The 26,320-nt window shown below is 42.1% G+C and carries 27 protein-coding genes and 1 pseudogene; 24 read left to right on the forward strand and 4 right to left on the reverse strand.

Annotation, left to right across the window (positions count from 1 at the left end):
* Nucleotides 1-3 precede the first annotated feature (3 nt).
* Both M1G14_RS01920 and M1G14_RS01925 read left to right on the forward strand, forming a co-directional pair.
* Nucleotides 4-447 (forward strand): GNAT family N-acetyltransferase, encoded by a 444-nt coding sequence (locus tag M1G14_RS01920; RefSeq protein ID WP_049482313.1) that lies wholly within the window; start codon nt 4-6, stop codon nt 445-447.
* Nucleotides 448-477: 30 nt separating this feature from the next.
* The gene (locus M1G14_RS01925; protein ID WP_049474798.1) at nt 478-1,278 is read left to right on the forward strand and encodes an alpha/beta fold hydrolase; all 801 of its coding nucleotides are present in this window, start codon (nt 478-480) and stop codon (nt 1,276-1,278) included.
* A 35-nt stretch (nt 1,279-1,313) separates the two neighbouring features.
* Here M1G14_RS01925 and M1G14_RS01930 read toward each other — a convergent pair whose 3' ends face one another.
* Nucleotides 1,314-2,630, reverse strand: a complete 1,317-nt coding sequence (locus M1G14_RS01930) for an FAD-containing oxidoreductase (RefSeq protein WP_049474797.1) — start codon at nt 2,628-2,630, stop codon at nt 1,314-1,316.
* A gap of 181 nt (nt 2,631-2,811) precedes the next feature.
* Here M1G14_RS01930 and truB point away from each other — a divergent pair, with 181 nt between their 5' ends.
* The 13 genes and pseudogenes from truB (at nt 2,812) to M1G14_RS01995 (ending at nt 15,430) form a co-directional block, all read left to right on the forward strand.
* A complete protein-coding gene (gene truB / locus M1G14_RS01935; protein ID WP_049472264.1) occupies nt 2,812-3,708 on the forward strand; it encodes a tRNA pseudouridine(55) synthase TruB in 897 nt (298 codons plus the stop codon).
* A 4-nt stretch (nt 3,709-3,712) separates the two neighbouring features.
* Nucleotides 3,713-4,648 (forward strand): bifunctional riboflavin kinase/FAD synthetase, encoded by a 936-nt coding sequence (locus M1G14_RS01940; RefSeq protein ID WP_129299387.1) that lies wholly within the window; start codon nt 3,713-3,715, stop codon nt 4,646-4,648.
* 308 nt (nt 4,649-4,956) lie between these two features.
* Nucleotides 4,957-5,358, forward strand: a complete 402-nt coding sequence (locus M1G14_RS01945; RefSeq protein WP_021152971.1) for a Spx/MgsR family RNA polymerase-binding regulatory protein — start codon at nt 4,957-4,959, stop codon at nt 5,356-5,358.
* Nucleotides 5,359-5,370: 12 nt separating this feature from the next.
* On the forward strand, nt 5,371-5,649 hold the full coding sequence (locus tag M1G14_RS01950) for a UPF0223 family protein (RefSeq protein ID WP_049472021.1): 279 nt from the start codon (nt 5,371-5,373) through the stop codon (nt 5,647-5,649).
* The gene (locus M1G14_RS01955; protein ID WP_129299386.1) at nt 5,639-6,409 is read left to right on the forward strand and encodes an inositol monophosphatase family protein; all 771 of its coding nucleotides are present in this window, start codon (nt 5,639-5,641) and stop codon (nt 6,407-6,409) included. Before M1G14_RS01950 ends, M1G14_RS01955 begins: the two co-directional genes overlap by 11 nt.
* Nucleotides 6,410-7,714: an RsmF rRNA methyltransferase first C-terminal domain-containing protein gene (locus tag M1G14_RS01960; RefSeq protein WP_247926215.1), complete on the forward strand. Its 1,305-nt coding sequence runs from the start codon at nt 6,410-6,412 to the stop codon at nt 7,712-7,714. It begins immediately after the preceding gene.
* Nucleotides 7,715-7,820: 106 nt separating this feature from the next.
* A complete protein-coding gene (locus M1G14_RS01965) occupies nt 7,821-8,687 on the forward strand; it encodes a phosphate ABC transporter substrate-binding protein PstS family protein (protein WP_247926216.1) in 867 nt (288 codons plus the stop codon).
* A gap of 16 nt (nt 8,688-8,703) precedes the next feature.
* A pseudogene (gene pstC / locus M1G14_RS01970) lies at nt 8,704-9,614 on the forward strand (phosphate ABC transporter permease subunit PstC).
* Nucleotides 9,604-10,488, forward strand: a complete 885-nt coding sequence (gene pstA / locus M1G14_RS01975) for a phosphate ABC transporter permease PstA (protein WP_003006597.1) — start codon at nt 9,604-9,606, stop codon at nt 10,486-10,488. Before pstC ends, pstA begins: the two are co-directional and overlap by 11 nt.
* A gap of 10 nt (nt 10,489-10,498) precedes the next feature.
* The gene (gene pstB, locus M1G14_RS01980; RefSeq protein WP_003011874.1) at nt 10,499-11,302 is read left to right on the forward strand and encodes a phosphate ABC transporter ATP-binding protein PstB; all 804 of its coding nucleotides are present in this window, start codon (nt 10,499-10,501) and stop codon (nt 11,300-11,302) included.
* Between the two features lie 29 nt (nt 11,303-11,331).
* Nucleotides 11,332-12,090, forward strand: a complete 759-nt coding sequence (gene pstB, locus M1G14_RS01985) for a phosphate ABC transporter ATP-binding protein PstB (protein WP_003003393.1) — start codon at nt 11,332-11,334, stop codon at nt 12,088-12,090.
* A gap of 12 nt (nt 12,091-12,102) precedes the next feature.
* Nucleotides 12,103-12,756, forward strand: a complete 654-nt coding sequence (gene phoU / locus M1G14_RS01990; protein ID WP_031577047.1) for a phosphate signaling complex protein PhoU — start codon at nt 12,103-12,105, stop codon at nt 12,754-12,756.
* A 130-nt stretch (nt 12,757-12,886) separates the two neighbouring features.
* The gene (locus M1G14_RS01995; RefSeq protein WP_247926217.1) at nt 12,887-15,430 is read left to right on the forward strand and encodes a M1 family metallopeptidase; all 2,544 of its coding nucleotides are present in this window, start codon (nt 12,887-12,889) and stop codon (nt 15,428-15,430) included.
* 56 nt (nt 15,431-15,486) lie between these two features.
* Here M1G14_RS01995 and M1G14_RS02000 read toward each other — a convergent pair whose 3' ends face one another.
* Nucleotides 15,487-16,020, reverse strand: a complete 534-nt coding sequence (locus M1G14_RS02000; protein ID WP_247926218.1) for a biotin transporter BioY — start codon at nt 16,018-16,020, stop codon at nt 15,487-15,489.
* Nucleotides 16,021-16,224: 204 nt separating this feature from the next.
* Here M1G14_RS02000 and M1G14_RS02005 point away from each other — a divergent pair, with 204 nt between their 5' ends.
* From M1G14_RS02005 to M1G14_RS02030, 5 genes are all read left to right on the forward strand, one after another.
* The gene (locus tag M1G14_RS02005) at nt 16,225-16,764 is read left to right on the forward strand and encodes a hypothetical protein (protein WP_247926219.1); all 540 of its coding nucleotides are present in this window, start codon (nt 16,225-16,227) and stop codon (nt 16,762-16,764) included.
* A 135-nt stretch (nt 16,765-16,899) separates the two neighbouring features.
* Nucleotides 16,900-17,580, forward strand: coding sequence for a response regulator transcription factor (locus M1G14_RS02010; RefSeq protein ID WP_021152983.1), 681 nt, complete (start codon nt 16,900-16,902; stop codon nt 17,578-17,580).
* Nucleotides 17,564-18,925: a sensor histidine kinase gene (locus M1G14_RS02015; protein WP_247926220.1), complete on the forward strand. Its 1,362-nt coding sequence runs from the start codon at nt 17,564-17,566 to the stop codon at nt 18,923-18,925. Before M1G14_RS02010 ends, M1G14_RS02015 begins: the two co-directional genes overlap by 17 nt.
* Before the next feature lie 29 nt (nt 18,926-18,954).
* Nucleotides 18,955-19,335 (forward strand): lactoylglutathione lyase, encoded by a 381-nt coding sequence (gloA, locus tag M1G14_RS02020; RefSeq protein ID WP_003006623.1) that lies wholly within the window; start codon nt 18,955-18,957, stop codon nt 19,333-19,335.
* Nucleotides 19,336-19,592: 257 nt separating this feature from the next.
* Entirely contained in the window at nt 19,593-20,975 is a 1,383-nt protein-coding gene (locus M1G14_RS02030) for a polysaccharide deacetylase family protein (RefSeq protein WP_247926221.1), read from the forward strand.
* Between the two features lie 42 nt (nt 20,976-21,017).
* On the opposite strand, the gene M1G14_RS02035 is transcribed toward M1G14_RS02030, so the two are convergent.
* Entirely contained in the window at nt 21,018-22,103 is a 1,086-nt protein-coding gene (locus M1G14_RS02035) for a DEAD/DEAH box helicase (RefSeq protein WP_247926222.1), read from the reverse strand.
* On the reverse strand, nt 22,100-23,080 hold the full coding sequence (locus M1G14_RS02040) for a Gfo/Idh/MocA family protein (RefSeq protein ID WP_247926223.1): 981 nt from the start codon (nt 23,078-23,080) through the stop codon (nt 22,100-22,102). Before M1G14_RS02040 ends, M1G14_RS02035 begins: the two co-directional genes overlap by 4 nt.
* A gap of 102 nt (nt 23,081-23,182) precedes the next feature.
* Here M1G14_RS02040 and M1G14_RS02045 point away from each other — a divergent pair, with 102 nt between their 5' ends.
* The 4 genes from M1G14_RS02045 to M1G14_RS02060 are packed head-to-tail and all read left to right on the forward strand — an operon-like array spanning nt 23,183 to nt 26,287.
* Nucleotides 23,183-23,917, forward strand: a complete 735-nt coding sequence (locus tag M1G14_RS02045) for a glycosyltransferase family 2 protein (protein ID WP_247926224.1) — start codon at nt 23,183-23,185, stop codon at nt 23,915-23,917.
* Nucleotide 23,918: 1 nt separating this feature from the next.
* A complete protein-coding gene (locus M1G14_RS02050) occupies nt 23,919-24,254 on the forward strand; it encodes a DUF2304 domain-containing protein (protein ID WP_049472006.1) in 336 nt (111 codons plus the stop codon).
* Nucleotides 24,238-25,521 carry a lipopolysaccharide biosynthesis protein gene (locus M1G14_RS02055; protein WP_247926225.1) on the forward strand — a complete coding sequence of 428 codons (1,284 nt, stop codon included), beginning with the start codon at nt 24,238-24,240 and terminating at the stop codon, nt 25,519-25,521. The genes M1G14_RS02050 and M1G14_RS02055 overlap by 17 nt, the downstream gene beginning before the upstream one ends.
* Nucleotides 25,505-26,287: a glycosyltransferase family 2 protein gene (locus M1G14_RS02060; protein ID WP_049482506.1), complete on the forward strand. Its 783-nt coding sequence runs from the start codon at nt 25,505-25,507 to the stop codon at nt 26,285-26,287. Before M1G14_RS02055 ends, M1G14_RS02060 begins: the two co-directional genes overlap by 17 nt.
* The last annotated feature ends 33 nt before the right edge of the window (nt 26,288-26,320 follow it).

Below are 26,320 nucleotides of genomic sequence, written 5' to 3' on the forward strand. Positions count from 1 at the left end.
CCTATGCAGATACGAAAAGCAACCATAAAAGATGCTGAAGCCCTACTGTCTTTATACGAAGACTTGGGCTATCCAACAACCGCTTCTAAGCTGTCTCGACGTTTAGAAATGATACTTTCTCAGCCACATTATGGCTGTCTTCTAGCTGAAAGAAACGGAGTAATTTTAGGTTTCTTAGGTTATGCAAAGCTCTTCTTTTTTGAAGCAGATGGGTCTTACTATCGAATTTTAGCTTTGTCAGTTGCAAAAGAAACAAGACGACAAGGAATTGCTAGTAGGCTAATCGATGAATTGAAAAAACAAGCGGTAAAAGAAGGGGTTAAGGCGCTGGCTCTAAATAGTGGATTAACCGCTGAACGAAATGCTGCACATCAGTTTTATCAGGCAGTTGGATTTGAAAAAGTAACTGCCGGCTTTGCTCTGTATTTAAAAACTCAACATGAATAAACATGATAAAATAGGAGAGAAAACGAAGTAATGTCTTCAACAAAAGGGAAAACCTTATATTTGAACAAAAAGAGCATGGACTATGTAACATTTGGAAAAGGTAAACAGCCATTAGTGATCATACCAGGATTGGGGGATGGATTGCAGACGGTTAAAGGTATGGCTATGCCTTTTTCAATCACATACCGTATACTTGCCAAACGTTACAAAATCTATGTTTTTTCTCGAATCAATGAGCTGAGACAGGGCTATACAACGCGGGATATGGCAGCAGATGTAGCAGAAGCAATGGAGGCGCTGAACTTAGATACATCTTATGTTATGGGGATTTCGCAAGGTGGAATGATTGCCCAATGGTTGGTGGTGGATTTCCCTGAAAAGGTTCAAAAGCTCATCTTAGCCGTGACTACTGCAAAACCTAGTCAACTTGCTAGAGAGCGAATTGAGCATTGGCAAAAGCTTAGTCAATCTGGAACTTTTAAGCATCTCATGCTGGATATCGCAAAGCACTCCTATACGCAAAAGAGCTATCAAAAGTGGCGGTTCCTTTATAATATCATGGGTCGCTTGGGGCGAATCAAAGATGAAAATAGAATTGCCATTCAGTCTCAGTCTTGCCTTACTCACGATAGCATTGAGGTCTTAAAGGAAATTCAGTGTCCAACCTTTGTCCTTGGTGCGCTTGAAGATGATGTGATTGGTGTGGACGGATCCAAGGAACTAGCAAAAGCGATTTCGGATTGTCAACTCCTCATTCTTAAGCATTCTGGGCATGCTCTTTATGAAGAAAATAAAGCATTTCAAGAGGCTGTCTGTGGATTCTTAAACTAAAAAACGCTGGAAAAATTCCAGCGTTTTTATTCTAGTTAAATCGCAAAGAGATCGTTTAGGTTTTCTGCCATGGTTGGGTGGGTAAAGATTTGTTTTGCGATGTAAGTATAAGGGATCTTGTTGTCCATCGCCATGGTGATCAGGTTGATGATTTCGCCTGCAGCTTCTCCAAAGAGCGTCACTCCAAGAATTTCTTTAGTTTCTGGGTTGACCACGGCTTTGAAGGCACCTCGAAGGTCTGCATTGACGTGTCCGCGTGGCATAGCAGCAACTGACAATTCTTTAACAGCAACTGGAAGCCCTTTGTCGCGTGCTTCTTGCTCGGTCAAGCCGACTTGGGCCAAAGGAGGAGCAATGAAGAGTGTTGTCGCATAGTTTCCGCGTGTTTCGAGATTGTAGCTACCATCGCCTGTGAGGTAGTTGAAGACGATGCGGAAGTCATCGAGGGACATATAGGTGAATTGAGGACCACCATTGACATCCCCAACTGCAAAGACACCAGGGACGCTGGTTTCCAAATGACGGTTGACTTGAATCGCTCCACGATCAGTGACTTGGATGTCTGTGTTCTCAAGACCAAGACCAGCTGTATTTGGCTTACGTCCTGTTGCGTAGAGGAGGATATCGAACTCGAAGTTTCCTTTATCGGTTACAAGGGTTAAGCTGTTTTCGCCATCCTTAATTTCTTGGGTATGAACGCCTTGCAAGAATTGAATGCCATCTTCTTCAAGGTAGCCTTTTGCAAGAGCTGCAATGCTTGGCTCGATCCGTGGCAAGAATGCTTCAGAAGCGTCTAGTACCGTTACTTGGCTGCCCAAGGTATTGTAAAGGTGGGCAAATTCCAATCCGATTGGTCCACCACCAAGGACACCGAGGCGTTTAGGTAGGTTTTCCAAACGTTGAATACCGGTTGAATCCACGGCAAATTTACTTTCAGCTAATCCTGGGATCGGAAGGACATTTGGCACAGCACCAGTATTAATAATAATGGTTTCAGCTGTCAATTCTTCCTTTTCCTCACCAGCTTGAATTTCGATGACCTTGTTAGAAACGAAACGAGCCGTCGCATCGATAATGTCTACACCAGTTCCAGCAATCGTTGCGTAGTTCTTACCATTGAGACGAGTAGTGACTGCATTTTTCTCATTCATGGCTTGCTCAAAATCCAAGCCTTTTTCTGCTGCAACAATCAAGGTCTTGGTGGGAATACAAGCGATATTGATACAAGTACCACCGTACATAGATTTGCTCTTTTCAATCAGAGCGACTTTTTTTCCTTGGCTTGATAATTTCGCTGCGAGTGTTTTACCAGCTTTACCAAATCCAATCACAATAACATCATACATTAACATATGTTACACCTTCTTTCGCTTTCTATTGTATCAAATCCATTTTAAAAAGTCTGAAATCTGCTACGGGATTTTTTAGGAGCTCATGAGAAGGGGGAAAGAGGGACAAGAAGTCTTGTTTCATGGTATAATAAAGGGTCGGTGGACCGGATGGTCACACAATCAGTTAGAAAGAGCAAATCAGATGGACGGAATTATCAATGTAAAAAAGGAAGCAGGCATGACCTCACATGATGTGGTATTTAAACTGCGAAAAATCTTAGGAACTAAGAAGATCGGCCATGGGGGAACGCTGGATCCGGATGTGGTGGGAGTGCTTCCAATAGCAGTTGGCAAGGCGACCCGGATGGTCGAATTCATGCAAGATGAAGGCAAGGTCTATGAAGGAGAAATCACTCTGGGATTTTCTACCACAACGGAGGATGCCAGCGGGGATGTCGTGGAGCGGACCCCAGTGGAAGTGCCTTTAGATGCAGAAGAGGTCGATCGCATGATTGCCCAAATGGTGGGAGAGATCGAGCAGGTACCGCCTATGTACTCCGCGGTTAAGGTCAATGGGCGTAAGCTCTATGAGTATGCACGGGCAGGAGAAGAAGTGGAACGCCCTGTCCGACAGGTGACGATTTATGAATTCACGCGTACCAGTGAGATTGGCTACGAGGAAGGACTAGCCCGTTTTCGCTTCCGAGTTAAATGCAGCAAGGGCACCTATATCCGGACCTTGTCGGTGGATTTGGGTCAAAAACTGGGTTATGCAGCCCATATGTCTCATCTGACACGGACCAGTGCTGCCGGTTTGTCACTGGAAGATTCCCTGACCTTAGAAGAAGTGGCTGAAAAAGTAGCACAAGGAGATTTGAGCTTCCTTCACCCACTTGAAATTGGCACCGGGGATCTGGAAAAAGTAGAGCTGACAGTAGAAGAGGTTGGCGAAGTTCAAGTGGGACGCTTTATTCCAGTTGAGAGTGACTCCAAAGAGTTAGCTGCTTTTTACCAAGGAAAATTGGTAGCCATTTTAGAAAAAAGAGAAGAACTTTACAAACCTCGAAAAGTCTTTCTAACAGAAAGTGTGTTACAATAAATTCATGAATATTCGTACGATTACTACTGCTAACCAGATCCATTTGGAGAATGAGACAGTTTTGGTTCTGGGCTACTTTGATGGCCTGCATCTGGGGCATCAAGAACTCTTTAAAAAGGCGCGTCAGATCGCGGATGAAAAAGGCTTGAAGGTCGCTTTGTTAACCTTTCCTGAATCTCCTAAGTTAGCCTTTGTTCGCTACCAACCAGAATTACTGCTTCATTTGCAGAGTCCTGAGGATCGGTTCCAAAAATTAAACGAACTAGGAGTGGATGAGCTCTTCCTCATTGATTTTACGACCGATTTTGCTTCTAAAACTGCCAAAGAATTTGTTGATCAATTTGTCAAAGCCTTGAGGGCCCGAGTTTTAATTGCTGGATTTGATTATAGTTTTGGCTCTGATAAGAAAACGGCCTCTGACTTAGCTGATTATTTTGATGGTCAAGTGGAAGTCATTTCTCCTGTATTGGATCAGGGGGAAAAGATTAGTTCAACCCGCATTCGTCAAGCTATCCTAGAAGGACGCGTCCAAGAAGCTGCCCGTCTACTTGGTCACCCTTTATCCAGTCGGGGCATCGTCGTGCATGGGGATGCGCGTGGCCGCACCATTGGCTATCCTACTGCCAATTTAGCACCGATTGACCGGACCTATTTACCATCAGATGGGGTTTATGTAGTTGATGTCGATTTTAAAGGGCAGATCTATCGAGGCATGGCTTCTGTTGGCAAAAATGTCACCTTTGATGGAAAAGAGCTTCGTTTCGAAGTCAATCTCTTTGATTTTTCTGGAGATATTTATGGCCATACTTTGACCATTCATTGGTTGGATAAGATACGGGAAATGGTCAAATTCGATGGGATCGATCAACTAGTGGCTCAATTGAAAGAAGATGAAGCAGTTTCACGAAACTGGACCAAGAGAGTGGGACAGAAGTCCTAGCCTCTCAATTGTTTTTGGATTGTCGAGCAAGACGCAGTGGTTGAGTGTGCTCTACTACGCTGATTTCATCAGCTTTTACAGCCCTACTCAACTGTGCGGAGGTGGGACGACGAAATCGAATTCTAACGAATTACCGATTTCTGTCCCACTCTCTTTTTTCGGGCTTCTTCTTGGGGAAAATGAAAGGGATTTCTTTTTTCCACTGAAATTCAGAAAAATCGTCGAGAAATCAAAAAAGCGCTTTTCAAGCACCTATTTTTTTTGTATAATAGAGTCAGATAGTTATATATAAAAAAGAAGTGAAACACATGATTACATTATTTTTATCACCGAGTTGTACATCATGTCGAAAAGCTCGGGCTTGGTTAAAAAAGCACGATGTTCCATTTAAAGAACACAATATTATGACAAGTCCTTTGAGCAAACAGGAGTTGACAAGTATATTGGCCTTGACCGAAAACGGAACAGACGACATTATTTCAACTCGTTCAAAGATTTTTCAAAAATTGGATGTTGATGTTGAAGATTTATCCATCTCAGCCTTGATCCGTCTGATTGAGGAAAATCCAAGTCTCTTGCGGAGACCGATTATTTTAGATAACAAACGTATGCAGATTGGCTTTAACGAAGATGAAATTCGGGCCTTCTTGCCACGGAGTTATCGCAAACAAGAGTTACGCTCTGCCACTCTAAGAGCAGAAATAAACTAAGAAGTATGTCGAATGCAAAAATATTATAGTTACCCACTGGACTTATCGTGGAGCACTGAAGAGCTTGCTTCAGTGCTTTCTTTTTTCAATAAAGTTGAAGAAGCCTATGAAAGTAAGGTAGAGGCCAAAGAATACATGGAAGCCTACCGCGCTTTTAAGAAGGTCGTACCTAGTATCGGAGAAGAAAAGCGTCTCGGACGGGAGTTCGAAGAAGTGAGCGGTTATTCTCTCTATCGTGCGACCCAGGCTGCAAAGCAAAAAGAGGAAGGATGGTTTTCTCTTGAAGAATAAGTTAGAGTTTGCCAAACAAATCGTTTTAGAGTCTGGAGACTATTTGCGTCTTCATCTCCATGATGACTTGATGATCTCAAAAAAAACTGGGCCGACAGATTTAGTCACCCAGATGGACCAACAGGTTCAAAAGGATTTGGTTGAAAAAATCAAACATCGCTACCCAGAAGATCGGATTTTTGCGGAGGAAGATGGCCTTCGTTCCCCAATTTCAGAAGGTTCCGTTTGGGTGATTGATCCTATTGATGGGACCAATAATTTTGTGACCCAAAAGGAAGATTTTGCGGTGATGGTGGCCTATTTTGAAGACGGAATTGGTCAGTTTGGCCTGATCTACGATGTGATGCGGGATCACCTTTTTTACGGGGGTGGAGAATTCCCTGTTTATCGCAATGAGGTTGAACTGACGCCCTTTGTGGACCAACCTCTGGAAAACCTTTTGATTGCTTCAAATGTCGGCATGCTTGAGAAAAATGACTGGGGCATGGCCGATCTTGGTATGGACTCTCTTGGCATTCGGGTCTATGGCAGTGCCGGTATTAGTTTTTCAAAAATTCTCTCAGGTGGGATTCTAGCTTATTTTAGCTATATCTGGCCTTGGGATTATGCCGCAGCTGCGATCATGGGGGAACAGTTGGGCTATACCGTTTTAAATCTAAATGGAGATAAACCTAATTACCAGTCAGTGGAACCCATTATGATGGTTCCAAAGGTGAAGTTAACAGAGATTCAAACCTATCTTAAGAAAGGGAGAAGTTAAATGAATTTTCCCAATGGTTTTAAAGAAAAATACCAGCATCTTCTATGTGAGGATGCTGCTGCTTTTTTTGCGACCTTTGATCAAGAAGCAGTAGCAGCCTTTCGCACCAATCCTTTGAAAGAAGCACAAAAAATATTTGATGATTCGATTCCCAATACTCCTTGGGGCCATTATGGAAAGGTCTCAGGGAAATCCATCGAACACGCGACGGGCTTGGTCTATTCACAAGAACCAGCAGCTCAGATAGTGGCCCAAGTCGCCCAGCCAAATCCTGGGATGAAGGTTCTAGACTTAGCCGCAGCACCTGGTGGTAAGACGACGCAACTTTTGTCTTATTTGGACAATCAAGGACTCTTGGTCTCCAATGAAATCCACAAGGGTCGTTCGAAAATTCTTGTAGAGAATGTAGAACGCTTTGGTGCGCGAAATGTGCTGGTGACCAATGAGTCTGCCGATCGTCTGGCCAAAGTTTTCTCAGGCTTTTTTGATCTGATTGTACTAGACGCCCCGTGTTCAGGTGAGGGGATGTTCCGTAAGCAACCAGATGCCATGGACTATTGGTCCATCGATTATCCTCGAGAGTGTAGTCTTCTTCAAAGAGAAATTCTAGAGGATGCTCTCAAGATGTTGGTTCCAGGTGGTTCCTTGGTTTATTCAACCTGTACCTGGGCTCCTGAGGAAAATGAAGAGATCGTATCCTGGCTCTTAGATAATTTTGATCTAGAATTGGAAACGATCGAGAAGATCAATGGTATGGCAGAAGGCATTGACCATCCAGAAACGGCGCGCATGTATCCTCATCTCTTTAAAGGGGAGGGACAATTTGTTGCTAAGTTCCGTTATCTAGGAGAGAATCGTCCTGCCAAAATCCCTTCCAAAAAGGACCAATTATCTGCGGAGCAAAAGAAATGGTGGCAGGAGTTTTCTAAGAAACACTTGAAGATCACTCTAGAAGGTGTCCTCGAAACCTTTGGTGACGAACTCTACTTGGTTCCGCTTGATTTACCAGATTTGCGAAAAGTAAAAATCGCCCGAAATGGTTTGCACCTAGGGACCTTCAAGAAAAATCGATTTGAACCTAGTTTTGCCTTGGGCCTTGCTCTGAAACCGAGTGAGGTAAAAGAGACCGTTTCGATCACGCCTGAAGACTTTGTTCATTATGTGGCGGGAGAGACGGTTCAATTGAAGGAAACGCATCCAAATGGATGGTACCAGGTCCTTGTCGAAGGCAATGGTTTGGGCTTTGCCAAAGTGACCGGACAGACCCTGAAAAATTTCTATCCAAAGGGGCTTCGTTTTAGGTAAAATGCTGGGCAAAGAACTCGTTCTATGATATAGTGGGAGTACAGGTTTTTTTGAAAAAACTTGTCAAAATCATAAGTGAAATAGTGAAATATCAAGGAGACATGATTTGAAAAAGTCTAAAAAGCTGATCCTAGGACTAGCGACGATCGCATTAGCAGGAAGTTTATCTGCTTGTGCTTCTTGGATCAATCGCGGAGAATCCATCACTGCTGTCGGATCGACTGCCTTACAACCCTTGGTTGAAGGAGTAGTAGATCGCTACATTGAAGAACATCCTGGTAAGATTGTAAATGTACAAGGAGGAGGTTCTGGTACAGGACTTTCACAAGTTCAATCAGGCGCTGTGGACATCGGAAATAGTGACCTCTTTGCAGAGGAAAAATCTGGGATCGATGCCTCTAGTCTGGTCGACCATCAGGTAGCCGTAGCAGGAACAGCCATCATTGCCAATAAAAATATCTCAATCGACAATTTGACAACGGAGCAATTGCGAAAGATCTTTACGGGTGAATATACCAACTGGAAGCAATTGGGAGGTCCAGATCTTGAAGTCACGATTGTGAACCGGGCGGTTGGTTCTGGTAGCCGAGCTGTCTTTGATGCCATTATCATGGATGGCAAACAACCCAAGCAGGCTCAAGAGCAAGACTCTAATGGAATGGTGAAAAACATCGTTTCTCAAACGCCAGGAGCCATCTCTTATCTAGCCTTTACCTATTTGGATAGCAGTGTCAAAACCATGAAGCTTAATGGCTATCAACCAACCAAAGCCAATGTTGTCAACAATAACTGGCCAATCTGGTCCTACGAACACATGTATACCAAAGGAAAACCCAATGAGTTGTCTAAAAAATTCATTGACTACATGATGACCGATGAGGTTCAGCAAAAGGTTGTTGGTAAGATGGGTTATATCCCGATCAATGACATGAAAGTCACCCGTGATTTAAAAGGGAATGTGTCAAAAAAATAAAAGAATTAGGTAAAAAATGAACGAAGTAGCAAAAAAAATGCTGACGAAATCAAAAAACTCCCGCCTAGAAAAATTTGGGAAAACCATTACTTTTTATGTATGAGTTTGATTGTTGTCGTCGTTGCCATGATTTTGATTTTCGTGGCCCAAAAAGGTTTATCGACTTTCTTTGTCAATAAAGTCAATATCTTTAGTTTTCTATTTGGGAGTACTTGGAATCCTGCTGCAAAGGAATTCGGAGCCCTACCAATGATTCTAGGTTCCTTTATTGTAACCTTGCTTTCTGCCCTCTTGGCAACGCCGTTTGCCATTGGTGCAGCAGTTTTCATGACAGAAGTCTCCCCCAAAGGAGCTCGTTTCTTGCAACCAGCCATTGAGCTCTTAGTGGGGATTCCTTCAGTTGTTTACGGATTCATTGGCCTTCAAGTGGTCGTCCCATTTACGCGTAGTCTCTTTGGAGGGACTGGTTTTGGGATCCTCTCAGGGGTCTTTGTCCTCTTTGTTATGATCCTGCCAACTGTTACCTTTATGACGACCGATAGCCTCCGAGCTGTGCCCCGTCATTACCGGGAAGCTAGTATGGCTATGGGTGCGACACGCTGGCAAACCATTTGGCATGTCACGCTCAAGGCAGCCCGCTCAGGAATCTTTACAGCGGTTGTCTTTGGTATGGCGCGTGCCTTCGGGGAAGCCTTGGCTATCCAGATGGTGGTCGGAAACTCGGCAGTGGTACCAACCTCGCTCACTACACCAGCTTCCACCCTCACCTCTATTTTGACCATGGGAATCGGAAATACCGTCATGGGTACGGTCAATAACAATGTTCTTTGGTCACTCGCCTTGGTATTGCTCCTCATGAGTCTTGCCTTTAACAGTGTGATTAAACTGATTACGAAAGAAAGAGGTAAGAAGAACTATGCACGCTAAACGAATGGATAAAATTGCGACAGGAGTGCTGTATGCTATTTCCGGGATCATCGTTGCGATTCTTGCCTCATTGATCCTTTATATCTTGGTCCGTGGCTTGCCCCATGTATCTTGGCACTTCTTGACTGGGAAATCTTCTTCTTACCAAGCAGGAGGAGGGATCGGAATTCAATTGTATAATTCCTTCTTCCTCTTGGTCATTACCTTGGTGATTTCCTTCCCACTTTCTCTTGGAGCTGGGATTTACCTCTCTGAGTACGCTAAAAAAGGTCGCTTGACCAATTTGGTTCGTACCTGTATTGAGATCTTGTCTTCTTTGCCATCTGTCGTTGTAGGTCTCTTTGGTTACCTGGTCTTCGTTGTCCAGTTCAAATACGGATTTTCGATCATTTCAGGGGCCTTGGCCTTGACCGTCTTTAACCTGCCACAGATGACCCGCAATATCGAAGATAGCTTGCAGCACGTTCACCATACGCAGCGCGAAGCAGGTCTAGCACTGGGCTTGTCTCGCTGGGAAACTGTGATTCATGTTGTGGTACCAGAAGCTCTTCCAAGTATTATCACCGGGGTCGTCTTGGCCTCAGGACGGATCTTTGGGGAAGCTGCTGCCTTGATCTATACTGCAGGTCAATCGGCTCCAGCCCTTGATTGGTCAAACTGGAATATCTTTAGTGTGACCAGCCCGATTTCGATCTTCCGTCAGGCTGAAACCTTGGCTGTCCATATCTGGAAGGTCAACAGTGAAGGGACTATTCCAGACTCGATCGAAGTCTCAGCTGGTTCTGCCGCAGTTCTTTTGATCTTTATCTTGATCTTTAACTTTGGAGCTCGCAAACTCGGAAGTTACCTCCATAAAAAACTAACATCTGCTTAAAGGAGAAGAAATGTCAAAATACAATTGGGATGAGAGACACATCATTACTTTTCCTGAAGAAAAGGTGGTTCTATCGACCAAAGATTTGCATGTCTATTATGGAACGAACGAGTCCATTAAAGGCGTCGACATGCAGTTTGAAAAGAATAAGATTACAGCCTTGATCGGTCCTTCAGGATCTGGGAAATCAACCTACCTCCGTAGTTTGAACCGGATGAATGATACCATCGATATTGCGCGTGTAACGGGTGAAATTTGGTATGAAGGAATCGATGTCAATCGTCCAGATATCAATGTTTATGAAATGCGCAAGCACATTGGGATGGTTTTCCAACGGCCCAATCCTTTTGCCAAATCGATTTATAAAAACATCACCTTCCCGCATGAACGTGCTGGGGTGAAAGACAAGAAGATCTTGGACGAATTGGTCGAAACTTCTTTGAAACAGGCGGCTCTATGGGATCAGGTCAAGGATGATCTTCATAAATCAGCCCTGACACTTTCAGGTGGCCAACAGCAACGACTTTGTATCGCGCGGGCCATCTCTGTGAAGCCAGATATCTTACTCATGGATGAGCCTGCTTCAGCGCTTGATCCGATTGCGACAGCGCAATTAGAAGAAACCATGCTTGAGTTGAAGAAGAATTATACCATTGTCATCGTGACCCACAGCATGCAACAAGCAGCCCGTGCTAGCGATTATACCGGTTTCTTCTACCTAGGAAACCTCATCGAGTACGATAAGACTTCGAATATTTTCCAAAATGCGAAATTGCAATCGACCAACGATTATGTATCGGGTCACTTTGGATAAAGTAAAATGACAACAAAAAGGAAAATAGAATGACAGAACCAATTTTGCAAGTCAAGGACTTGTCGGTTTATTACAATAAAAAGAAGGCGCTAAATAGCGTCTCCTTGGACTTTGCTCCAAAGGAGATCACAGCCTTGATTGGTCCTTCAGGATCAGGGAAATCTACCCTTTTAAAAGCCATTAACCGCATGGGCGACCTCAACCATGAGGTCACCACTACAGGAACCATCCTCTACAATGGACATAATATCTACGGACCACGGACCGATACGGTCGAATTGCGTAAGGAAATCGGAATGGTCTTCCAACAGCCCAATCCTTTCCCAATGTCCATTTATGATAATGTGACCTATGGCTTGATGATTAATGGTGTCAAGGACAAGGCTGTCTTGGACGAAGCAGTTGAAACCTCTTTGAAACGCGCATCCATCTGGGATGAAGTCAAGGATCGCTTGCATGATTCAGCTATCGGACTTTCTGGTGGTCAGCAACAGCGGGTCTGTGTGGCGCGGGTCCTTGCGACCAGTCCAAAGATTATTCTTTTGGATGAGCCAACTTCAGCGCTGGATCCAATTTCAGCTGGCAAGATTGAAGAAACCTTGTATGGACTAAAAGACCGCTACACCATGCTCTTGGTGACACGTTCCATGCAACAAGCAAGTCGGATTTCCGATAAAACAGCCTTTTTCTTGGATGGGGATTTGATTGAGTACAATGACACCAATGAAATGTTCTTGAACCCAGCTAAGAAAGAAACAGAAGACTATGTCTCTGGTAAATTTGGATAGGAAGAAAATAAAATGTTACGAGTTCAATTTGAAGAAGATTTAGAGAAGTTGCATAACCAGTTTTATGCAATGGGAAATGAAGTGTTGAGTCAGATCAACCGTACGGTCCGTGCTTTCGTGACCCATGACCGTGAATTGGCCCGCCAGGTCATCGAAGATGATGCGGAGATCAACGACTACGAAGTGAAATTAGAGCGTAAATCCTTTGAGATTATTGCCCTTCAACAGCCCGTTTCACAAGACCTTCGTGTCGTGATGACTGTCTTAAAAGCGGTCTCTGACTTAGAGCGGATGGGTGACCACGCAGTATCAATTGCCAAGGCAACCATTCGCATGAAAGGGGAAGTCCGTATTCAATCTGTTGAGGAAGAGATCAGCAAGATGGGCCGTGAAGTCAAAGATTTTGTCGAAGCGACACTAGATGTTTACCTCAAAGGCGATGTGGATTTGGCCTATGAAGTTGCTTCACGAGACGAAGTCATCAACCATTACTTCGATAGCATCCAAGAATTAGCAACAGAAGAAATTCGGAAAAATCCAGAGTCCATCGTGACCGGACGGGATTATTTCCAAGTGATCAACTTCTTGGAACGCATCGGAGATTATGCAAAAAACATCTGTGAATGGGTGGTTTACTTCGAAACAGGTAAAATTATCGAAATGTAAGATCATGGAGTCTTTTCGATATCAGACGGGCATTCTAATGCTTGTCTTTTCTTTTATCTTAACTTTGTGATAAAATAGTTTTATTAGGGCTTTTGATTGGGAAAGCATGAAACATTTAAAGGAGGAAATTATGCAAGCAGTTGCACATTTTGTAGAAACATTCGTTCCAGAACATTACGAAGTGTTTTTGGATTTAAGTCGTAAAACCAAGACCTTTAGCGGTCGTGTGGTGATCACAGGTCAAGCCAAGGCGGACAAGATCTCGCTTCACCAAAAGGATTTGACCATCGAAACAGTAGAAGTAGCCGGTCAAGCCCGTCCATTTACGATTGATGATGCCAATGAAGCAGTTTATGTTGAATTGGAAGGCACAGGTCAAGTGACAGTTACCCTGACCTATTCTGGTAAGATCACAGACAATATGACTGGGATTTACCCATCTTACTACAGTATTGATGGTGTGAAGAAGGAAGTCCTTTCAACTCAGTTTGAGAGCCATTTTGCGCGTGAAGCCTTTCCAAGTGTGGACGAGCCTGAAGCTAAAGCAACGTTCGATCTTTCTTTGAAATTTGACCAAGAAGAAGGTGAAATTGCCCTTTCAAATATGCCTGAAATCGATGTGGAGAACCGCAAAGAAACAGGCATTTGGAAATTTGCTACGACTCCACGGATGTCTTCTTACCTCCTTGCTTTTGCTGCTGGAGATCTTCAAGGGATCACAGCCAAAACAAAAAATGGCACTCTCGTAGGTATCTATTCAACCAAGGCGCATCCGTTGAAAAACTTAGAATTTTCTCTTGATGTAGCGGTACGTGTCATCGAATTTTATGAAGACTATTATAGCGTGAAGTATCCAATTCCTCAATCCCTCCATGTAGCGCTTCCTGATTTCTCAGCTGGAGCGATGGAAAACTGGGGCTTGGTGACGTACCGTGAAGTCTATCTCCTTGTAGATGAAAACTCAACTGCAGTTAGCCGTCAACAAGTTGCTCTTGTAGTCGCTCACGAATTGGCTCACCAATGGTTTGGTAACCTAGTAACCATGAAGTGGTGGGATGACCTCTGGTTGAACGAAAGTTTTGCCAACATGATGGAATATGTATCTGTCAATGCCATCGAACCAAGCTGGAATATCTTCGAAGACTTCCAAACAACAGGTGTTCCATTGGCCTTGAAACGCGATGCAACCGATGGAGTTCAATCTGTCCATGTGGAAGTTAAACACCCTGATGAAATCAATACTCTTTTTGACCCAGCTATCGTCTACGCTAAAGGTAGCCGTCTCATGCATATGCTCCGCCGCTGGTTAGGGGATGATGCTTTCCGTAAAGGTCTTAAAGCTTACTTTGAAAAACATCAATACGGCAATACCATCGGTCGTGACCTTTGGAATGCCCTAGGTGATGCATCTGGCCGTGATGTAGCAGCCTTCATGGATTCTTGGTTGGAACAACCTGGTTATCCAGTTCTTACAGCAGTGGTGGAAAATGATACCTTGAAGATCAGCCAAAAACAATTCTTCATTGGAGAACATGAAGACCAAGGCCGCCAATGGGTTGTGCCATTGAACAGCAACTGGTCTGGTATTCCAGACACACTTGAAACAGAAACGCTTGAAATCCCAGGTTATGCTGCCCTTGCTACTGAAAATAATGAACCGCTTCGTTTCAATACGGAAAATACAGCCCACTACATTACAGATTACCAAGGAGAGCTCTTGGATGTGATTGTAGACAACATGGCTTCCTTGGATAACTTGAGCAAGCAACAAATCCTTCAAGAACGCCGTCTCTTGGCAGAAAGTGGTGTCATCTCTTATGCAAGCCTCTTACCAGTTATCGAGAAATTGACCCAAGAAAGTTCTTATTTGGTTGTATCAGCAGTTTCATCAATCCTTCAAGGTCTCAGCCTCTTTGTGGATGAAGGAACTGAAGTAGAAGCAGCTTATAAGAAATTGCTCGTAACCTTCAACCAATTCAACTTTGAACGCCTTGGTTTTGAACCAAAAGCCGGAGAAGCCGATGAAGATGAAATGGTCCGTCAATTGGTTATTTCAAATATGATCAAGGGAGACGATGCCAAAGCAAGCGCTAAAGCAAGTGAAATCTATGCAGCCCATGCAGAGGATATCAGCAAGCTTCCAGCCGCTATTCGTTTGCAAATTTTGATTAACCAAATCAAACACCATGAAAGCAAAGAATTGACTGATTTGTACTTGAACACTTATGCTCAAGCGACAGATGGTAACTTCAAGCGTCAATTGTCTACAGCTCTGGCTTATACAACCGATGCAGACACAGTTGAAAAGATTTTGACAGAGTGGAAGAACAAGGATGTTGTGAAACCACAAGACTTAGCAATGAGTTGGTATTTCACCTTCTTACACCATGAGTTCACCCAAGAATCTGCCTGGACTTGGGCGCGTGAAAATTGGGAATGGGTCAAAGCAGCCCTTGGCGGAGACATGAGCTTTGACAAGTTTGTCATCTACCCAGCCAATACCTTCAAAACAGCAGAGCGCTTAGCAGAATTCAAAGCCTTCTTTGAACCACAATTGTCTGATATGGCTATCAGCCGAAACATCAGCATGGGAATCAAGGAAATCGCAGCGCGTGTGGATTTGATTCAACGGGAAAAAGCAGCAGTAGAAGCCGCTATCCTTGCGACAAAATAGATTTAAAAAAATCGATACAGAAATTTCTGTATCGATTTTTTAGCGTCCTTTGAATCTTATTTGAAATACCAGTGGTGTTTGAGGCTGGCAAAAATCGCCTTGCTGGTGATCGTGATGATGACCAGTTTAATGAGGTCGGCAAGGATAAAGGGAGCAACGACCAAAGTAAATGCTTTTTGGACATCGGTATGCGTGACCAGCATAAAGCCGATAGCTCCTGACACAAAGAGGAGAGCACTACTGAGGAGATTGGCCAAAAAGATAGTGAAAATGCTGGATTTAGCATTGGTAAATAGAGACGTGATCCATGCTCGGAATGGGAAGAAGAGGAGGAAACCAGCAGTAGGACCAAGGAAATGCGAAGCGCCACCAGCACCGCCTGCAAATACTGGAAAGCCTAAGAAGCCTAAAAGCAGGTAGAGGCAGACTGTGACAAAGGCATGGCTGGGTTTATAGATGGTCCCGATGATCCCGATCATGAGTGTCTGTAGGGTCAAAGGAATTGGTCCAAAGGGAATGGTGAATTGAGATAGGACGGAGATCATGGCCACTCCAATGGAGATGAGAACTAAGGGAAAGATTTTCTTCATAACAGTTAACCTCTGATTTATTTTATGGTAACTATTCTACAATAAGGAGCTCAACCTGTCAATAGCCACGCTTGTTTTAGGTTTTTTTAAGTGAAAATTTAGGCAGGCTTAAGACTCCTGAAGTATAATCGCCTTACTAAAGGATCGAGCTCCCTTTAAATTTTAAAAGACAAGTACTTGTACAAAAAGATAAAAGGTAAAAAGATGAATCAAAAAGAAACAAAACAAGTTGTCGAAACGCAAGAATCAAAAGAAAAAATGGTTGTCCTCAAACGAAGCCCTAAGTGGTGGATTGGCATGGCAGCAGTTGGTGGATTGTTGGTCGGTGCTGGAAGTGGCTTTGGTGTCGGTGTCATCGCCTCTCAATCTTCCAATAACCAACAATTTTCTCAACCGGTCCAAACGGGTCAAAACCAAGGATCCAATCAGCAACAAAATAGTCAAAATAGCCATGCTTCACAAGGAAACCAGCAAAATGGCGGCCCACAGGATGGCGGCCCTCAAGGCGGTGGCCCTCAAGGTGGTGGCCAAGGACAAGGCGGCCCACAAGGTGGCGGACCTGGTCAGATGCCACAAGAAGGCAATGGTGGCCCACAAGGGAATGGTCCAGATAATGACATGAACCAATCTGGCGGACAAGAAGGGAACCAGGGTTCCTCTAAAAAGTCCAATAAGAAGAATTCAAAAAATAAAAACAAGACGAGTGACAGTCAAAGTAACAAAGAAAACACGACAAATTCATAGAATTAGCCTTCCTCAGGCAGGCTGAGTTTGATCATAAAACCGGGTTCTAAACTATAGGAAATGAAGGCAAGTCGTGTTATAATGGTTAAGAATAGATTAGAAAGACTCACTCACGAAAGAGAAGAGGATACGACGATGATTAAAATTCTATTGGTCGAAGATGACCTTGGTTTGTCAAATTCAGTATTTGATTTTTTAGATGATTTTGCAGACGTCATGCAGGTCTTTGACGGAGAAGAAGGTCTTTATGAAGCAGAAAGTGGCATCTATGATTTGATTTTGCTGGACCTCATGCTTCCTGAAAAAGACGGGTTCCATGTCTTGAAAGAATTGCGTGAAAAAGGCGTGACAACCCCTGTTTTAATCATGACAGCCAAAGAAAGTCTGGATGACAAAGGGCACGGCTTTGAGCTAGGGGCAGACGATTACCTCACCAAGCCTTTCTACCTAGAAGAGCTTAAGATGCGGATTCAAGCCCTCTTGAAGCGCTCAGGAAAGGTCAATGAAAACACCCTTAATTATGGCAATTTGAAGGTCAATTTATCTACCAATTCGACTTATGTGGATGGGAAAGAAGTGGAACTTCTTGGGAAGGAATTTGATCTTTTGGTCTATTTCCTTCAAAACCAAAATGTCATCCTTCCAAAGACCCAGATCTTCGATCGTCTCTGGGGCTTTGATAGTGACACAACCATCTCAGTGGTTGAAGTCTATGTTTCAAAAATCCGTAAGAAATTAAAAGGTACTGATTTCGTTGAGAACTTGCAAACATTGCGCAGTGTGGGGTATATCTTAAAAGATGCTAACCAGAATTAAGAAAACCGTCGGGGAAGATGATTTTTCCTACTTCATCCGATATTTTGGGCTCTTTACTTTGATATTCTCAGCCATGACCCTGATAATCATCCAGGTCATGCGCTCGAGTCTCTATACAACGGTCGATGAAAACCTCAAGACTCTCAGTCAGGATCCCTACTCACTTGTAGCGATTGCTTATCGAGACCAGCGACAGTCAAATACCAAAGGAGATGATAATGATCATGAGATGATGACCCCAGATCATGATAAATCAGAACCTAAAGGGGATGTCACATCCAATACCACTGTTGTTTTGCTCAATAAAAAATATGAAAACTTGACAACCGGTAATGGGTTTTTAAACTTCAAAACGGTGACGTTTGGTCGAAAGCTCCTCAACAAGGTTTCCCAGCTTCAAATTACAAATAGCTATGGGAAAAAAGAAAGTTACCGGGCCTATATGGCAGAGTTGAGTTTATCTGATGATGAAAGTGATAGTGACATCAAGTATGCGGTTGTCATGACCAATATCAGTCAGCTAGAGCAGACTAGTGAAGAGCATGAAAGTCAAATCGCCCTTGTCATGATCTGCTTCTGGGGAATCTCCTTATTCGCTAGTCTCTTCTTAGCACGTCTTAGCGTTAAGCCCCTTCTTGAGAGTATGCAAAAGCAAAAGGCTTTCGTGGAGAATGCTTCCCATGAGTTGCGGACGCCTTTAGCAGTCCTGCAAAATCGCCTCGAAACGCTTTTTAGAAAGCCTGAAGCGACCATTATGGAATCGAGTGAGAATATTGCATCCAGTTTGGATGAAGTTCGAAATATGAAGCTCTTGACCACCAACCTTCTCAATATCGCCCGAAGGGATGACGGCTTGAAGCCGGAGATGGAAGATATCGAACCAAGCTTTTTCGATCAGACCTTCTCGAATTTTGGGATCATTGCGGAAGAAAATGATAAAATCTTCCGAGGAGACAATCAGGTGGACAAAGTCATTTGTTCTGATAGAACGCTCCTCAAGCAGTTGATGACCATTCTCTATGACAATGCCTTAAAATATACCGATGAAGATGGCGAGATCCAGTTTGAAGTCCAATTGAAGGATAAAAATCTTCTTTTGAGAGTGCTGGATAATGGTCCAGGGATTCGAGATGAGGATAAGAAACGGATCTTTGATCGTTTTTACCGGGTCGACAAGGCCAGAACCCGTCAAAAAGGTGGATTTGGTTTGGGGTTATCCCTCGCTAAGCAGATCGTAGAAGCCTTTAAAGGGACCATTCAAGTCAAAGATAATAAACCAAAAGGGACCATCTTTGAAGTGAAATTATCCATTAAGACGGAAAGTCGTAAAAAAAATCGTTCATAATCTTTAAAAAATAGAAAAGAGGAAAACCTATGAGTTCAAAAATGTTGCACACTTGCCTTCGTGTGGAAAACTTAGAAAAGTCAATCGCTTTTTACCAAGATGCTTTTGGTTTTGAAGAAAAACGTCGGAAAGATTTCCCAGACTACAAGTTCACGATTGTTTATTTGGCCTTGCCTGGAGATGACTATGAGTTGGAATTGACTTACAATTATGATCATGGTCCATATGTTATTGGAGATGGCTATGCTCACGTTGCCTTGAGTACTCCTGATCTAGAAGGTTTGAATGCGGAACACAAGGCTAAAGGCTATGAAGTGACGGAACCAAAAGGTCTTCCGGGAACACAACCGAATTATTATTTCGTTGTAGATCCGGATGGATATAAAGTAGAAGTCATTCGCGAAAAATAAGAGGGACTAAAAATAGGAGGCTGGGATAAAAGTCCTAGCCTCTCAATTATTTTTGGATTGTCGAGCAAGACGCAGTGGTTGAGTGGGCTCTACTACGCTGACTTCATCAGCTTTTACAGCCCTACTCAACTGTGCGGAGGTGGGACGACGAAATCGAATTCTTACAAATTACCGATTTCTGTCCCACTCTCTCTTTTTTATGAAACCATTTACAAAAAAGGAATGTTTTTTCGAGAGAAATTTGCTATAATAAAGTTATGAGATTCAAACACACGAAAACTATTTTATTAATCATTACAAATCTCCTTTTACTGAGTCTTTTGTATATTGGCTATCAAAAGATTCAAAGGGTTCGTGAACAAAAAGCCTATCAGGATCAGTTTGATAAGGTCACCCAACTCGAGAAAAGCTCTGAAAAAGGGAAAGATGTTCAAGTTCAGGAAGGGATTTTAGGAACTTCTTATGTGACGGCTTATTATCCTACTAAAGATGGACAAGCTGTTGAGATCGTGAAAGAGAAGATCCAAGAAGACCTTCAGCGTCTAGGAACCGATGAGAAAACCAAAGAGCCTAAGCATCTGACCTTCTACCATAGTGAAGAAGCAGAGGCGCCTTTTGTTGGCTATCACCCTATCCAAATCAAACGGGCTGAATACCAGTACAAAAAAGGGAAATTCATCAAAGATGAGACGGTGAAGTTGCCCCTCTTTTACTTGGATGATGAGGGCAATCCTCTGACCCTGAGCCAAGTTTTTTCGGACCCAGATGGAGCCAAGCAGATCTTTTTGGGGGAATTACGGGGGAATCTAGCCTTTCGTCAGCTGGATGAGGAAAGCATTGATCAAATGGTTGCCCACTTCGCAGAGTTGGATTTGAGCCAATGGGAATTCCAATATGAAAAAGGGATTTTCACCATTCCATTTCCAACTAAGGTTAAGGGAGACGATACCTTCACTGTTCCCTTGTCTAAATTCTATGATGTGATTGATACAGAGCGCTTGCTTCCTGACGATCTAGCTTCTTACCAATCCTATATTGAAGAACGCCATCGTAAGATGATTGCCCTGACCTTTGATGATGGACCAGATCCAACGACGACCCCTCAGGCACTTGCCATCTTAAAGAAATATAATGCCAAAGCTACCTTCTTTATGGTCGGAAAAAATGTTAGTGCCAATCCGGATATTGCTAAGCAAGTCCGCAAAGAAGGTCATCAAATCGGGAACCATACCTGGGATCACCCTCAATTGCCAAAATTGAGCTTGGATAAAGCTAAAAAAGAGATCCTGGATACCCAAGAAGCTATTCAAAAAGCGACAGGTGTACAGACCAAGATCACACGCCCTCCGTATGGAGCCATCAATAATGCCATCCAATACGGTGTAGATCAATCCTTCATCATGTGGGATGTAGATAGCCTAGATTGGAAGACACATAATACGACGGCTATTCTCAATGAAGTGAAAAAAGAAGTCAAACCGGGTTCGATTATCCTCATGCATGATATCCATCAAACCACGATTGACGCTCTACCGACTGTCCTTGACTACCTCAAATCGCAAGGCTATACCTTTGTAACGGTGGATGAATTGTTGGATTACCAACTTGAAAGTCATCGCATTTATTACAATGGAAATTAACATAAAAATCCTCTGCAGTAAATTTACTAGCAGAGGATTTTCTTATTCATTTAAAAAGAGTTGAGAATTTTTTAAAACAAGTTCACGTACAGAAGCGTATTTTTTCAAGGATTTGAGTTCTTCTGGGTGGGTGATAAAGGTGATCACATAGCCCTCACGCCCCATTCGCCCTGTTCGACCAGCACGGTGGGTATAGGTCTCTACGTCACGAGGGATATCGTAGTTGATCACACATTCAAGATGTTCAATATCGATTCCACGAGCGACCAAATCGGTGGCAAGCAAGAGAGTTAGCTGATGATCTTTGAAGCGTTCCAGGATGACCTTGCGGTATTTGACATTGACATCACTGGCCAGTGACACGGCCTCAACGCCACGGTATTGTAGTTTTTCTTCAGCACTACCCAGATCAGACAGGCTGTTGAAAAAAGCCAGACCACGAAAATCTTCGACGTAGGCGAGTTTTCGGAGCAATTCGACCTTGTCACGCTTATCCACTTGCATATAAAAATGTTGGATATTGTCCAAGGAAACTCCATCAACCGTAATGCGAAGGGTATTTTCTTCTAGTTGATCAGGATCGACCTTGGCTGTGGCGCTCATGTAAATATATTGGTGGTCACGGGGAGCATAGTGGCTGATCTTGTCGACGAAGTGGTACTGAGAATCACTTAGTAATTGGTCGAATTCATCTAAAATGATGGTTTCTACATTCATCATTTTGATCTTTTTCATCTTGATCAGTTCAAAGATCCGACCAGGCGTCCCGACCAGGATTTCGGGTCCTTTTTTGAGGCGTTCAATCTGCCGTTTTTGACTGGATCCTGAAAGGAAGAGTTGGGTTTGGAGACCGAGAGGCTCTGCCCATTGTTTGGTGACATCAAAAATCTGACCTGCTAACTCCGTATTAGGAGCCAGAATCAAGAGTTGTTGGGCCTTCTTAGGTTTGAGTTTGAGCAAGCTCGGGAAGAGGTAGGCAAGTGTCTTACCAGTACCAGTAGGACTGATCCCAAGGACATTTTCTCCTTCATAGATAGGGGTGAAGATTTGTTCTTGAATTTCGGTGAATGTATCAAATCCGAGTGTTTCTAACTGGTCTTTCCAGCTTTGTGGAAATTGTTCTTTCATTCTTTTTCATCCTTAAATTGTATTCCAGCGCTTTGACGCATCTGGTAGAGGGTTTCATGGACCTGAGCAGCCGTTTGTAACCATTCGAGATAAGCAGTCTCCTTTTGACCAGTCATGGCATGGGCAAAGGCTTCTGCCTCTTCTTGCATGACATGACTGCAAGGCGTGAGAGGAAGATCGATGACTTCACCGGAATGGCTGACAAATTGGGCCTGATTGATGGCTGCTACAGCATTTAGAGTTAGGGTTCCGGTCTTAGTATAGATTTCAGCAGGTAGATGGCTGGTGATATTTTTCCCCGCCTGAATGTCAACCTGAAAATCTGGATAGATCAAAACACCCTGACCATAGAGATCAACCGAATTGGGTAATTGCTGAGCGGTGTAGTGGCTGGAGATCGGTTCTCCAAAGAAGCCAATCGCCAGGTAGAGGCAGTAGACTCCCAAATCCATCAAGGCTCCACCTGCATAGACATCTGAAAAAATATTGGGCATCTCACCTGCTAGAAGAGCGGGCAACTTGGAAGAATATTTGGCAAAGGTAAAGTTGGCGCCGAGTATTTCCTGATTAGAGAGGAAGTCTTTAACCACTTGAAAGGCTGCTTCTTGGTAATTTCTGGCAGCTTCAAAGAGATAGACCTGGTGCTCCTTAGCAAGCTTGACCAGTTCCTTCCATTCTGAAGGCTTTGTCACAGCCGGTTTTTCAATGATGACATGCTTCTTTGCCAGAATAGCAAGCTTGGCCTGAGTGAAGTGAAGAGAATTAGGGCTAGCAATGTAGACCACATCCAGCTCACTGTCTAAGAAATCGACCAAGTCTGTGTAGCAAGAGATCGACCCATAAGACTCACAAAAATCTTGAGCTGTCTTCATCTTTCTCGAATACACAGCCTCCAAGTGATAGTGGCCTGTCTCATGAGCAGCTTTAATAAATTCATGTGAAATCCAACTCGTACCAATAATTCCCAGCTTTAACATAAGGTGTCCTTCCGTCATCAATTCACTCTATTATACCATGAAAAGGGGGAGGGGACAGTATAAAGTAGAAAATATGCACTGATTATTGTATAATGAAGTGATATGCTTAGAAGGGAAAACATAGGATTGAGAAATTCAGAATTACTGATCATTATTCCTGCTTATAATGAGAGTGGAAATATTGAAAAAACAATCAAGATGATTGAAGAACATACACCTGAATTTGATTATGTCATTATCAATGATTGTTCTACAGATCAAACACTTGAAATTTGTCGCAATAACAACTTTAATGTTATCGATTTACCGATTAATTTAGGAATTGGTGGTGCTGTCCAGACTGGTTATCAATATGCAGTTAAAAATGGCTATCAATATGCTGTTCAAGTGGATGGAGATGGTCAGCATAATCCTGAATTTATCAGAAAGATGCTTCAAGTCCTTCAAGAGAAGAATGTGAACATGGTGATTGGCTCTCGTTTCATTGAAAATCAAGGTTTCCAATCCTCCTTCGCGCGACGGATTGGAATTTCATTTTTTGAAAAATTAATTAAGATTTTAACCGGTCAAAAGGTAACAGATCCAACCTCAGGATTGCGGGTGGCTGATCGAAAAGTGATTGAAGAATTTGCTAAACAATATCCAAGTGATTATCCAGAACCAGAGACGATTGTGTCCCTCTTAACCTCAGGCTATTCCGTAGCAGAAGTACCTGTATTAATGAACGAGCGAGAACACGGAGAATCATCGATTACATTCAGTAAGTCTGTCTACTATATGATCAAAGTGACAATGGCAATGCTATTGGCTAGAATTGGTGGAGGATATAAGAAATAACATGTTAAATATTTGGTTAACCCTTATTGTAATTATTTTTATCGTTTATATTCTACGCCTAGTTGCAAAGAAAGTCGTTGAACTGAGAAATGTCATTTCTTGGCTCATTCTTTGTTTGCTATCGTTGCCAGTCATTTGGTTTCCTAATTTGATTGGAGCAATATCTTTATTTCTTGGTATTCAGACGCTAAGTAACTTTATTTTTTTATTAAGTACATTTTTATTAATATTTTTAATTTTTTCATTAACTCGTACTGTATCAAAACAATCAGTACAGATTAAGAAATTGTCACAAACGATTGCTTTATTAAGAAGTGAGAATGAAAATGAACAATAAAGTAAATAGGAGTATTTATTTTTGGAATTTTGCAGGAAATATAGCAGCAGCTGCAGTCTCAATATTGTATTTGATTATTGTCTCTCGTTATACTTCCGCAAGTGATGCTGATAATTTTAGTTTGGCTTATGCAATTGGGAATCTCTGGATTGTCATTGGTATGTTTCAAGTAAGAAATTATCAGGCGACTGACTTGAAAGAAGCTTACTCGTATTTGGAATACTGGTTAACTAGGGTTATTACAGTTTGTTTGATGTTAGTTACATTATTTCCATATTTACTTTTTAGTGGAAATAATGTTGGAAAAGGGGATTTATTTTTAATTATAATACTAACCGTGCTTTATCGTTCTTGTGACGCTTTTTCTGATTTATTCCAAGGGTTATTTCAACAACATGAACGTTTAGATATTGCAGGGAAATTAATGGTGCTTCGTTATAGTTTAAGCACAATCATTCTCCTAATTAGTTTGTTACTTTCAAATTCTTTAATTTTTTCTTTAATTTGTTTATGTTTTTTTAATGTTCTTTTTGTTTTTGGGGGTGATTACATCCAATCCAAACAAATAAGAACGATACCTTTTAATCAGATTTCATCTGCTACATTTAAGCGATCAATTAGCATCATGAAAACTTGCCTTCCATTGTTTGTCAACGGCTTTTTATTGGTATATGTATTGAATTATCCAAAACAAGTGATTGATAAATTGCTAGTAGAGGGCGTATTACGTGAAGGTGCTCAAAGGGATTTCAGTATTCTATTCATGCCTGTTTTCTTTATGAGTTTATTTGTATTAGCACTAAGACCGTTAATAACCGATTTGGCAAAACAATGGTCAGAAAAAAGATTTTATACATTTAATGCTATGATTCGTAAGATTTTATTATTGCTTATGATTTTGGGACTAGTAGTATCAATACTGGCCTATTTGATAGGGATTCCTATTTTGAATATTATAAGTGGTATTGATTTATCAAATTATAGTTTATTACTTACTATTTTAGTGCTTTCCGGCTTTTTATATTCTATAGCTTCTGTCATAGGTGATTTTTTAATTATATTGAGGAAACAAGTCTATCTACTCTATGTTTATGTCGCAATGGCGTTATTGACGAATATTCTTACGCCTATAGCGATGAGGGAGTTTGGCTTGTTTGGAGCAGGGCTTAGTTTTGTTATTGTTATGTTGTTTTACACCATTGCTAGTTGGATTGTCTTTGTAATTATGAGAAGGAAGGAGATTCAAAAATATGAATCAGTGGAATGATCATACATTTGTAATCTGTGCTTATGGGGATAGTCCTTTTTTAGAGGATTGTATAAACTCGTTATTAAGCCAAACCGTAAAAAGTAATATCATTTTGTATACTTCTACTCCAAGTGTATTTATCGAAAGTATTTGCCAAAAATATGCCATTCCGTTTAATACAACTGTAGGTGGCGGGATTGGGAAAGATTGGAATAATGCTTTATCTTTTGTTACTACCCAATATGCTACAATAGCCCATCAAGATGATTATTATGAGCCAACCTATTTAATGGAAATTCAAGAGAGGATAAAGAAGCATCAAGATGCTATCATTCTTTATTCTGATTATTTTGAAGAAAAAAATGGAGAGGTCATTAAACCGACTTCAAATCTAAAAATCAAATCATTAATGTTAAAAACAATCTCATTATTCCCTAAAACTAAGTGGTGGAGAAATCGGATTCTTGCTTTTGGAAATCCAATTTGTTGCCCTGCTGTAACTTATAATTTAGAATTGGTTAAGGGCTTTAGATTTGATGAGGAATGGAGAGTTAGTCTAGATTGGCTTGCCTGGTACCATTTGGCTAAATTTGATGGCAGATTTGTATATGTTCCAAAGAAATTAATGTGTCATCGTATTCATGAAGACTCTGAAACGAGTAATACCATTAGTGACAATACTCGAACAAAGGAAGATTACATGATGTTTAAACTCTTTTGGCCAAACGTATTAGCGAAATGTTTAAATCGTTTTTATAAAAAGAGTCAGGATACGAATGGTTAAAGATTGCGTGCTCGAGGTTTGATAAAAATATAA

It is taken from the genome of Streptococcus parasanguinis (assembly GCF_023109675.1).
In the GTDB taxonomy this organism is placed as follows: Bacteria; Bacillota; Bacilli; order Lactobacillales; family Streptococcaceae; genus Streptococcus; species Streptococcus parasanguinis_I.

Excerpts from the sequence above, each read along its gene's own strand:
- M1G14_RS01920 (WP_049482313.1), top strand. The coding sequence starts at position 4 with ATGCAGATACGAAAAGCAACCATAAAAGATGCTGAAGCCCTACTGTCT.
- M1G14_RS01925 (WP_049474798.1), top strand. The coding sequence starts at position 478 with ATGTCTTCAACAAAAGGGAAAACCTTATATTTGAACAAAAAGAGCATG.
- M1G14_RS01930 (WP_049474797.1), bottom strand. The coding sequence starts at position 2,630 with ATGTTAATGTATGATGTTATTGTGATTGGATTTGGTAAAGCTGGTAAA.
- truB (WP_049472264.1), top strand. The coding sequence starts at position 2,812 with ATGGACGGAATTATCAATGTAAAAAAGGAAGCAGGCATGACCTCACAT.
- M1G14_RS01940 (WP_129299387.1), top strand. The coding sequence starts at position 3,713 with ATGAATATTCGTACGATTACTACTGCTAACCAGATCCATTTGGAGAAT.
- M1G14_RS01945 (WP_021152971.1), top strand. The coding sequence starts at position 4,957 with ATGATTACATTATTTTTATCACCGAGTTGTACATCATGTCGAAAAGCT.
- M1G14_RS01950 (WP_049472021.1), top strand. The coding sequence starts at position 5,371 with ATGCAAAAATATTATAGTTACCCACTGGACTTATCGTGGAGCACTGAA.
- M1G14_RS01960 (WP_247926215.1), top strand. The coding sequence starts at position 6,410 with ATGAATTTTCCCAATGGTTTTAAAGAAAAATACCAGCATCTTCTATGT.
- pstA (WP_003006597.1), top strand. The coding sequence starts at position 9,604 with ATGCACGCTAAACGAATGGATAAAATTGCGACAGGAGTGCTGTATGCT.
- pstB (WP_003011874.1), top strand. The coding sequence starts at position 10,499 with ATGTCAAAATACAATTGGGATGAGAGACACATCATTACTTTTCCTGAA.
- pstB (WP_003003393.1), top strand. The coding sequence starts at position 11,332 with ATGACAGAACCAATTTTGCAAGTCAAGGACTTGTCGGTTTATTACAAT.
- phoU (WP_031577047.1), top strand. The coding sequence starts at position 12,103 with ATGTTACGAGTTCAATTTGAAGAAGATTTAGAGAAGTTGCATAACCAG.
- M1G14_RS01995 (WP_247926217.1), top strand. The coding sequence starts at position 12,887 with ATGCAAGCAGTTGCACATTTTGTAGAAACATTCGTTCCAGAACATTAC.
- M1G14_RS02000 (WP_247926218.1), bottom strand. The coding sequence starts at position 16,020 with ATGAAGAAAATCTTTCCCTTAGTTCTCATCTCCATTGGAGTGGCCATG.
- M1G14_RS02005 (WP_247926219.1), top strand. The coding sequence starts at position 16,225 with ATGAATCAAAAAGAAACAAAACAAGTTGTCGAAACGCAAGAATCAAAA.
- M1G14_RS02010 (WP_021152983.1), top strand. The coding sequence starts at position 16,900 with ATGATTAAAATTCTATTGGTCGAAGATGACCTTGGTTTGTCAAATTCA.
- M1G14_RS02015 (WP_247926220.1), top strand. The coding sequence starts at position 17,564 with ATGCTAACCAGAATTAAGAAAACCGTCGGGGAAGATGATTTTTCCTAC.
- gloA (WP_003006623.1), top strand. The coding sequence starts at position 18,955 with ATGAGTTCAAAAATGTTGCACACTTGCCTTCGTGTGGAAAACTTAGAA.
- M1G14_RS02030 (WP_247926221.1), top strand. The coding sequence starts at position 19,593 with ATGAGATTCAAACACACGAAAACTATTTTATTAATCATTACAAATCTC.
- M1G14_RS02035 (WP_247926222.1), bottom strand. The coding sequence starts at position 22,103 with ATGAAAGAACAATTTCCACAAAGCTGGAAAGACCAGTTAGAAACACTC.
- M1G14_RS02040 (WP_247926223.1), bottom strand. The coding sequence starts at position 23,080 with ATGTTAAAGCTGGGAATTATTGGTACGAGTTGGATTTCACATGAATTT.
- M1G14_RS02045 (WP_247926224.1), top strand. The coding sequence starts at position 23,183 with ATGCTTAGAAGGGAAAACATAGGATTGAGAAATTCAGAATTACTGATC.
- M1G14_RS02050 (WP_049472006.1), top strand. The coding sequence starts at position 23,919 with ATGTTAAATATTTGGTTAACCCTTATTGTAATTATTTTTATCGTTTAT.
- M1G14_RS02055 (WP_247926225.1), top strand. The coding sequence starts at position 24,238 with ATGAAAATGAACAATAAAGTAAATAGGAGTATTTATTTTTGGAATTTT.
- M1G14_RS02060 (WP_049482506.1), top strand. The coding sequence starts at position 25,505 with ATGAATCAGTGGAATGATCATACATTTGTAATCTGTGCTTATGGGGAT.